The organism is Rahnella sp. ChDrAdgB13 (assembly GCF_017655185.1).
In the GTDB taxonomy this organism is placed as follows: Bacteria; Pseudomonadota; Gammaproteobacteria; order Enterobacterales; family Enterobacteriaceae; genus Rahnella; species Rahnella contaminans.
Genome location: NZ_JAEMGT010000162.1, coordinates 1 through 8,960, shown reverse-complemented (window position 1 = coordinate 8,960; position 8,960 = coordinate 1). Strand labels below are relative to the sequence as shown.

Here is an 8,960-nt window from a genome sequence, read left to right as displayed (position 1 = left end):
CGTAAGGATTGCCTGAGAAAGTCAGCGACGAGGGGAGCTTTTATCTAAATCCGATTTATTCAACAAAGCCTATTTAATATTCATTTTGTGGTTTTTTTAAGATTTCATCATCATCTATCAAATAAGAAATTTTATTATTTTCATCATGAATAATTGTCATTATCTGATCATTCTTTGAAAAGGAATACCATGATGTAAATCTTGCCTCTGATACTTTTATAAACCCTACGCCAAGATCTTCTATTCCTACAAAATAGTGACCATATTCATCGACATCAGATATCTTATTTTTAATAAGAGGGCTATCCTTATTACTTTCCCACCAGTAAATCTTTCCCCTCTGCGTAATGGGAAATTTTCTAACTATGATAACGGTACTATCCTCATCTTCGTGGACGTAGATAATTTCCGGTTTTATTAAAACGAAAAAAAAGTCACTATAATTAGTATAATGATTGTAAGAATAACGAATTTTTTGTTCATCGAATGCCTCCTTGAATGGAAATATTTTATTCCATTTCGTTAGAGAATGGTTTGAATCAAAATTTTCCCCATCTTTGCAAAACAAACCAGATTCGAAAAATCTGATAGTGCTATGTTTTACTTTCAGCATGTCATATTCACTCCGACCTAAGTAATTTTAAAAAACCTCACTGTTATACTTCACCAGAATATTTTGATAAATTTAGTCACCATCGAATATGTAACTCGTCTCACCCATTTTTTTCCTTGTTACTCGCATAAGAATACTTTTCTCGATACACCTGTCTTCTGATTTAATTTCATCAAAACAAATCAGATCAGTAGTAGAAAAAGAAAACCATATGGAATCAGCCTCTGAATTTTTTTTGAATCCATCTCCTATATCAAAAATAAAAATATGATAATGGCCGAATTCATCAGCTTTTGGTATTCCATATTTTTCCTTTAAATATAACTTGTTATCACCCCACCATTTAACTCTTCCTCTCTGAGTCAAAGGGAATTTTTTCACCACTATATCTGTGAATTCATTCCCCTGGTGTACAAATATAACTTCAGGCTCCCTTAAAGAAATAAGTAAAGAAATTACAAAAAGTAGTGTTGCAATAACGAATAGTGTTATCTTAATCCTCATGGCTTACGCCCTGAAATACTTATAGTACACTCCATCTCTGTGACAAAAGGTTTGAAAGCCATTTTGTTATAGTGCTGTAAAAAAAACCAAACTCTGAAAAACCTGAAGGTATGATATTCTGATTTCATAATATCCCATTTATCTAGTCCAAAATGATCCTGAACTTTGTAATGTAGAGAAGCTTCAAACTCGCCTTTTTTGATCGACAGATAATTTAGCGTTATTTGTGTAGAATAAGTATCGTGAACTGTAATTCCCATTCCATTAAATTTATCTTTGAATCGAGTGAATTTAGGTGTTCTCCCAGCTCTAACTTCTGCATTTAAATCTAATATAGATGATTCTGGTAAGATATTAGCATTCCAGTCAATGTTATCAGACAAACCTTTAGCGATTCTGTTTAAAGTACTCCCCCCAGAAAAATCATGTCTTATCTGATCCTCAAGTGCCCTGTTTAAAAGATAATCCCGGAATAGCAACCCGCTGTTCTTTTGCATATGGTTGATCATCTTCACGATCAGCCCGCTGTAAACGCCATATAAGGCGAAAGGTTTAGACAGTTCCCTCATTTCATCAAAAAGAATATCGCTGCATTGTTTTAATGAAAGGGTACTTTTTACTTCCGGATAAGAATGAAGAAAACGTGATGTCTTTTTTGGAAAGTAATCGATGAGCAAAGAAGAGGGACGATCGGGAAAATTATAATCCGAAAAAGGAGAAGCCTTCAACTCTTCAATTTTAGTCAGGGTATAGGGGTTTACTCTTGCTGAAACATCATCCAGTTGGTAGACAGACCTGAGTTGCTGCTCTGTCATATCACCATAGTGCAAATCCTCTGAGGACTTCGCACCTGCGGGGGTTGTATATATTCTGGCGGGCAGTCTGATTTGTGACATATAATTTCCTTTTAATTGATGTGGTAAATATATACGAATCAATAAACTGAACTAGTCATTGATAAAGTAAATATTAATTAACAACGTATATGATTTATCCATATGAAATCAGCTAATTGTTGCTATCAAGGCCGTTATATTATTCCCAAATTTTTATTTATTATTGATCTAAGTAGTCATCCCAAATATTCCACCGTAAATATCACCCACAAAAAAGCCCGCTTTCGCGGGCTTTGTCATTTCTGCAAATCCTTCAGAATTACGCGACGGTCTGCGTCGTGCCGGTTTCATCCTGATCGACGGCGAAGCAGGCGACGAGCTGGTCGCCGTACTGTTTCAGCTGTGGCTGGAACTGTTTGCAGGTGCCGAACGCGCGGCGGCAGCGGGCGTTGAAGGCGCAACCGGCTGGCGGATTCAGCGGGCTTGGCAGTTCGCCGGTGAGCTTAATGCGTTCCCGACGCTCGTCCGGGTTCAGACGCGGCGTCGCGGACAGCAATGCCTGTGTGTACGGATGGCGCGGATTGCTGAAGACAGCCTCTTTCGAGCCCTTCTCCACGCAGCGGCCGAGGTACATCACCATCACTTCGTCAGCGATATGTTCAACCACGGACAAATCGTGAGAGATAAAGACGTAAGACAGCCCCAAATCCTGTTGCAAATCCATCATCAGGTTCAGTACCTGCGCACGCACGGAAACGTCGAGCGCGGACACCGGTTCATCGGCGATCACCACGTCCGGATCCAGCATCAGACCTCGGGCGATGGCAATACGCTGACGCTGACCGCCGGAGAACATGTGCGGATAACGATCGTAGTGCTCGGTTTTCAGGCCCACTTTCGCCATCATCGCCAGCGCTTTTTCGCGACGTTCTTCGCGGGTCAGTTTGGTGTTGATCAGTAACGGTTCTTCGAGGATCTGGCCAACTTTCTTACGCGGGTTGAGTGACCCGTAAGGATTCTGGAACACGATTTGGATCTTCTGACGGCGCAGTTTTTCAGCCGTCGCATCAGGTTTCAGTAAATCCTGCCCGCGGTAATACAGCTCACCACCGGTCGGCACTTCGATCATGGTCAGCAGACGGCCCAGCGTGGATTTACCACAACCGGATTCCCCGACTACCGCCAGCGTTTTACCGCGTTCGAGCGTAAACGACACGCCGTCGAGCGCTTTCACGGTACGTTCCTGGCCGAAGATGCCTTTCTTCACCGGGTAATGTTTTTTCAGGTCAATCGCGTGCAACAGCGGCTGCGATTGGGTGTTATCAGGACTCATAAGTAGGTCTCCCGGCATCATCCAGCGGATAATGGCACTTCGACTGACGCCCGTTCGCGAGGTCACGCAGCGCGGGTTCTTCTGTACGGCAACGGTCGGTTGCATACGGGCAGCGCGGATTGAGCAGACAGCCGTTCGGACGATCATATTTACCCGGCACTACGCCCGGCAATGACTGTAAACGGGCTTTGTCTGCCGCAAATTCCGGCAGCGAGCGCAGCAGCGCCTGGGTATACGGATGGCGTGGCGCACGGAAGATTTCCGTGGCTTTGGCCGACTCCACCACCTGACCGGCGTACATCACGATGATGTGATGCGCAGCTTCCGCCACCAGCGCCAGGTCATGGGTGATCAGCATCAGCGCCATGTTTTCTTTCTGTTGCAGTTCAAGCAGCAACTCGATGATCTGCGCCTGAATGGTCACGTCGAGTGCAGTCGTCGGCTCATCGGCAATCAGCAGTTTCGGACGACAGGCGATCGCCATCGCAATCATCACGCGCTGGCTCATCCCGCCGGAAAGCTGATGCGGATACACGTCGAGACGCGAAGCCGGGTCAGGAATACCGACCAGATTTAGCAAATCGATGGTGCGCTGACGACGGGTCTTTTTGTTCCCGCCCTGATGCACTTTGATGGCTTCCATTATCTGGAAACCCACGGTGTAACACGGGTTCAGGCTGGTCATCGGATCCTGGAAAATCATCGCGACTTCGGCACCGACAATCTGGCGGCGCTCTTTTTCGCTGATCCCCTGAAGATTACGGCCACCGAACTCCAGTTTTTCCGCCATCACTTTGCCGGGAAAGTCGATAAGCCCCATCAGCGCCAGTGAACTGACTGATTTACCGGAGCCGGACTCGCCGACAATCCCGACCACTTCGCCCTGCTTCACGCTGTAGCTGATACGATCTACGGCGCGGAACGGCGTCCCTTCGTCACCAAAGTGAACGGAGAGTTTATCCACGGTCAGCAACGTTTTGCCGACCTGAACGTCATTCGTTAATGTTGTTTCCATCTCCAACCCCTTACTGCTTAAGTTTAGGGTCGAGGGCATCACGCAGGCCATCACCCATCAGGTTAAATGCCAGCACCGTCAGCAGAATGATCACACCGGGGAAGGTCACGACCCACCAGGCACTTTGAGCAAACTGTAAAACGTCAGACAGCATGGTGCCCCACTCAGGCGTTGGCGGCTGTGCGCCCATCCCGAGGAAGCCCAACGCTGCCATATCGAGGATGGCGTTGGAGAAGCCGAGCGATGCCTGAACAATCAGCGGCGCTAAGCAGTTAGGTAAAATATTGATGAACATCTGGCGCGCAGAACCGGCACCGGCGACGCGCGAAGCGGTCACGTAGTCACGGTTCACTTCCACCAGCACCGCCGCGCGGGTTAAGCGAACATAGTGTGGCAAAGCAACAAATGTCAGCGCCAGCGAGGCGTTAACAATCGACGGACCGAAAATCGCCACCAGCACCAGCGCCAGCAACAGACTTGGCAGGGCCAGCATGATATCGACCACGCGCATGATGATGGCGTCAACCACACCGCCGTAGTAACCGGCAAACAGCCCGAAAACCACACCGAGGATTAACGACAGCACCACAACCAGACAACCGACCAGCAGCGATAAACGTGCGCCGTACATCAGACGCGAGAGAATATCGCGGCCCACGTCGTCGGTGCCCAGCAGGAATTTCCAGCTGCCGCCTTCCATCCAGACCGGCGGGCGCAGCAGCGCGTCACGGAACTGTTCAGCAGGCAGGTGTGGTGCAATCACGTTCGCGCCAATCGCAATGACCAGCATAATAATGATGTAAGCCAGGCCGACAACGGCCCCTTTGTTACGCTTGAAGTAATGCCAGAATTCGCGCAGAGGCGGCATCGGCACTGGCGCAGCCGTCACTAACTCGTTAGCGACCGGCTCAGTGGTTTGAGACATTGTGCGCCCCTTATTTCTTGTGGCGAATACGCGGGTTGACCACGCCGTAGAGCACATCTACCAGCAGGTTAACCACAATGATCAGAGTAGCGACCAGCAACACCCCGCCCTGCACGACCGGATAGTCGCGGCGCTGGAGTGCGTCGATCAGCCACCGGCCAAGTCCTGGCCAGGAGAAGATGGTTTCGGTCAGAATGGCACCGCCGAGCAGCGTACCAACCTGCAAACCAATGATGGTCACTACCGGCAACAGCGCATTACGCAGTGCGTGGATGACGATCACCCGCATACGGCTCACGCCTTTGGCGCGCGCGGTACGGATGTAGTCTTCGCCCAGCACTTCCAGCATGGAAGAACGGGTCATACGCACAATCACCGCCAGCGGAATGGTTCCGAGCACGATAGCCGGTAAAATCATGTGCATCACAGCATCAACGAAATCACCCGGTTCGCCCCAGAACAGCGTGTCGATCAGCATAAAGCCGGTCAGCGGCAGGCTGTCATCCAGGAAAACAGTGTCGCTTATTCGCCCCGACACCGGCGTCAGATTAAGCTGCACCGAGACCAGCATAACCAGCATGATCCCCCACCAGAATATCGGCATCGAGTAGCCGGTCAGCGATATCCCCACGGCCGTGTGGTCGAATATCGAGCCTCGTTTTACCGCCGCCAGCACACCTACCGGGATCCCGACAATGATGGCAAAAATCATTGCGCAGATACCCAGTTCCAGGGTGGCTTTAAAGCGCGGTACAAACTCCTGCCAGACAGGGGTGCGGCTTTTTAAGGAAGTGCCCAGGTCGCCATGCAGCACCCCGTTCACGTATTTGAAGTATTGTTGATAGAGAGGCTTGTCGAGCCCCATATCTGCCATTAACTGGGCATGACGTTCGGGAGAAACCCCGCGCTCGCCTGCCATGATAGTGACCGGGTCGCCTGGTATCATGTGTACGAAGGCAAAAGTCAGCAAAGTAATGCCGATAAACGTTGGGATAACTAACCCCAAACGTCGGAGTATGAACTGCAACATATCCCGTACTCTCTGTATAAAATGCCCGGAGAACCGTAGCGCTCCGGGCTTATTAGTAGCTCACAAAACTCTTAACAAGTGGATTCAATAGCGAAGCGCTATTACTCCATGCTTACGTTTTCGAAGTGGTGTTTGCCCAACGGATCAACGACATAGCCTTTGACTTCTTTGCGTACTGGCTCATACACAGTAGAGTGGGCGATGATCAGCGCAGGTGCCTGATCATGCATCACAACCTGAGCCTGCTGGTACAGCGCAGCACGTTTGGCGTGATCAGATTCAGCACGGGCTGGCTGGATCAAATCTTCAAACGGCTTGTAGCACCAGCGGGAGTAGTTGGAACCGTCTTTTGCAGCCGCACAGCTGAACAGGGTCGCGAAGAAGTTGTCCGGATCCCCATTGTCGCCAGTCCAGCCCATCATCACAGACTGGTGCTCACCGTTCTTCGCACGCTTGAGGTATTCGCCCCACTCGTACGTCACGATGTTGGCTTTCACGCCAATTTTCGCCCAGTCAGCCTGGATCATTTCAGCCATACGGCGTGCGTTCGGGTTGTACGGACGCTGTACCGGCATCGCCCACAAATCGATAGTGAAACCGTCTGCGTGACCTGCTTCTTTCAGCAGCTCTTTGGCTTTGGCCGGATCATACGGGTAATCCACCACGTCTTTGTTGTAGCCCCACATTGTTGGTGGGATCAGGTTTTTAGCCGGCTGGCCAGCACCCTGATAAACCGCGTCGATGATGGCTTTTTTGTTCACAGCCATGGTCAGTGCCTGACGCACTTTCACTTCATCCAGGGGTTTTTTCTCAACGTTGAAGGACAGGTAACCCACGTTCAGACCTGGCTGTTGCATCAGGTTGATGGATTTATCTTTCTTCATTGCCGCGATATCTGCCGGGTTCGGGTACGGCATTACCTGGCATTCGTTTTTCTGCAATTTCGCGTAACGCACGGAGGCGTCAGGCGTGATGGAGAAGACTAAACGGTCGATCTGCGGCTTGGTGCCCCAGTAGCCCGGGAAGGCTTTATAGAGGATGCGAGAATCTTTCTGGTATTGCAGAAGCTGGAACGGACCGGTACCGATTGGATCCAGATCCACTTTCTCAGGCGTTTTCGCTTTCATCATGTTGTCAGCGTATTCCGCAGACAGGATTGATGCAAAGTCCATCGCCAGGTCAGCCAGGAACGGAGACTCCGGGCGGTTCAGTACGAACTGCACGGTGTTGTCGTCCACTTTCACGATCTTGTTGATCAGATCGCCCATTCCCATACCTTCGAAGTATTCATAGCTGCCGCCGGAAACACCGTGGTAGGCATTATTTTTGTCCAGCTGACGTTCGAAGGAGAAGATTACGTCGTCCGCATTCAGATCCCGGGTCGGTTTGAAGTCCTTGTTGTCCTGCCATTTCACGCCTTTGCGCAGATGGAAGGTGTACGTTTTGCCGTCAGCGGAAACGTCCCACTTCTCTGCCAGCCCTGGCTGGATTTCTGTGGTTCCGATTTTGAACTCGACCAGACGGTTGTAGATAGGCACGGAGCTTGCGTCATACGTGGTGCCGGAGGTGAACAGCTGAGGGTTAAAGCCTTCAGGTGAACCTTCAGAGCAATACACTAACGTTTTTGCCTGGACACTGGCCGCAACGGTCAGCGCAATCAGGCCCATACTGAATTTCAGTAGCCCCGACTTACCTAAAGAGATTGTCATCGCTTCTGCTCCATCGATTAATGGTGATGTGGATGTGTGTGTTGTGTTTTACAGCTCACGTCACCCTTTATTTTTATATGCGGGTGACTGTGTTTGCTCGTGCGCTGCAATAAGTCCAACCAGAGCATGGTGAACTGCCATTTTTTTCCTGCGTTCTGTAAAGCTGGCTTTACAAAACCTTACCGGAAATAATCACTGGTCTTCCTTGGGGCTATCAATTTGGCAACTCCTTTCCTTGACGTCAATATAACCATCAGGCATTTACACAGACTGTGAGTTACAACAAACAAACATAAAAAAACATTTCATTAACCAAATCAGGATGAATGTTCAGTCTGGACATCAAATAACCACACAATCCACTTTGTAAAAGAATATTCCTGGCGGTTTAGCCCATATTAATTCCCTAAAAATTTCTGGCTAAATGATGAATATATGAACGGTTATTTTTGAGATTGGGGTGGAAACCAGCTGAAAATGCTGAGAAGTGCAGCAAACAGCGCGCGGCTATCAGTGAACGTGTTCATCTGAGCACTGTTAAAAAACCCCAAAATGGCGCAATTGCACACTGATGGTGCAGGTGAACATCCGTACGTATTTTGTCTGTTTTTACGCCATAAGTGAGGGCGAGGATGGACATTAATTGAAAAGAATATGTTAAGGGATTTTTAAATTCTGGCTTACTTTTTGCTTGTTCGTAAGAGCGTACTACTTGCCCGATTTGCGTGAAAGTCCCAGAAGTCGGGTGCAAATAAAATATCCAGACAACCCTTATTACATGGCACCTCGCAGACCTCAAAAGTCCTGCCAAAAATCCCTTCCTTTATCAGGATCATAAAAATCACCGTAAAGGTGATTTGAAGATGATGAAATGAAATCTCAGAAGCTAAAACCCGCAACCTGAAGGGCGCGGGCTTTTTACAGACGAAAAAAAACCTGCTTTAAAAGCAGGTTTTTCAAATGTGGTCGGCGAGAGAGGATGACTGGCATCTTCG

General features: G+C 48.7%; 8 protein-coding genes. All 8 read right to left on the bottom strand.

Translation table 11 applies throughout. The annotated features are described in order from the left end of the window. Window positions 1–73 precede the first annotated feature (73 nt). Complete coding sequence (locus J8X26_RS25730) at window positions 74–613, bottom strand: DUF943 family protein (protein WP_165060783.1); 540 nt, start codon at window positions 611–613, stop codon at window positions 74–76. A 72-nt stretch (window positions 614–685) separates the two neighbouring features. Beyond that, a complete protein-coding gene (locus J8X26_RS25725) occupies window positions 686–1,117 on the bottom strand; it encodes a DUF943 family protein (RefSeq protein WP_165060781.1) in 432 nt (143 codons plus the stop codon). Then, the gene (locus J8X26_RS25720; RefSeq protein ID WP_208952402.1) at window positions 1,114–2,013 is read right to left on the bottom strand and encodes a DUF3289 family protein; all 900 of its coding nucleotides are present in this window, start codon (window positions 2,011–2,013) and stop codon (window positions 1,114–1,116) included. The genes J8X26_RS25725 and J8X26_RS25720 overlap by 4 nt, the downstream gene beginning before the upstream one ends. A gap of 259 nt (window positions 2,014–2,272) precedes the next feature. Then, window positions 2,273–3,286, bottom strand: coding sequence for a dipeptide ABC transporter ATP-binding subunit DppF (dppF, locus tag J8X26_RS25715; protein ID WP_208952401.1), 1,014 nt, complete (start codon window positions 3,284–3,286; stop codon window positions 2,273–2,275). Further along, window positions 3,276–4,301, bottom strand: a complete 1,026-nt coding sequence (gene dppD, locus J8X26_RS25710; RefSeq protein WP_152323665.1) for a dipeptide ABC transporter ATP-binding protein — start codon at window positions 4,299–4,301, stop codon at window positions 3,276–3,278. The genes dppF and dppD overlap by 11 nt, the downstream gene beginning before the upstream one ends. Before the next feature lie 10 nt (window positions 4,302–4,311). Next, entirely contained in the window at window positions 4,312–5,226 is a 915-nt protein-coding gene (gene dppC / locus J8X26_RS25705) for a dipeptide ABC transporter permease DppC (protein WP_013573446.1), read from the bottom strand. Window positions 5,227–5,236: 10 nt separating this feature from the next. Then, complete coding sequence (gene dppB / locus J8X26_RS25700; RefSeq protein ID WP_152323666.1) at window positions 5,237–6,256, bottom strand: dipeptide ABC transporter permease DppB; 1,020 nt, start codon at window positions 6,254–6,256, stop codon at window positions 5,237–5,239. A 101-nt stretch (window positions 6,257–6,357) separates the two neighbouring features. Continuing rightward, window positions 6,358–7,965, bottom strand: coding sequence for a dipeptide ABC transporter periplasmic-binding protein DppA (gene dppA, locus J8X26_RS25695; protein WP_152323667.1), 1,608 nt, complete (start codon window positions 7,963–7,965; stop codon window positions 6,358–6,360). Window positions 7,966–8,960: the final 995 nt, after the last annotated feature.

What these genes read in the sequence shown, in the direction of transcription:
- J8X26_RS25730 (WP_165060783.1), bottom strand. Translation starts at nt 613, where the DNA reads ATGCTGAAAGTAAAACATAGCACTATCAGATTTTTCGAATCTGGTTTG.
- J8X26_RS25725 (WP_165060781.1), bottom strand. Translation starts at nt 1,117, where the DNA reads ATGAGGATTAAGATAACACTATTCGTTATTGCAACACTACTTTTTGTA.
- J8X26_RS25720 (WP_208952402.1), bottom strand. Translation starts at nt 2,013, where the DNA reads ATGTCACAAATCAGACTGCCCGCCAGAATATATACAACCCCCGCAGGT.
- dppF (WP_208952401.1), bottom strand. Translation starts at nt 3,286, where the DNA reads ATGAGTCCTGATAACACCCAATCGCAGCCGCTGTTGCACGCGATTGAC.
- dppD (WP_152323665.1), bottom strand. Translation starts at nt 4,301, where the DNA reads ATGGAAACAACATTAACGAATGACGTTCAGGTCGGCAAAACGTTGCTG.
- dppC (WP_013573446.1), bottom strand. Translation starts at nt 5,226, where the DNA reads ATGTCTCAAACCACTGAGCCGGTCGCTAACGAGTTAGTGACGGCTGCG.
- dppB (WP_152323666.1), bottom strand. Translation starts at nt 6,256, where the DNA reads ATGTTGCAGTTCATACTCCGACGTTTGGGGTTAGTTATCCCAACGTTT.
- dppA (WP_152323667.1), bottom strand. Translation starts at nt 7,965, where the DNA reads ATGACAATCTCTTTAGGTAAGTCGGGGCTACTGAAATTCAGTATGGGC.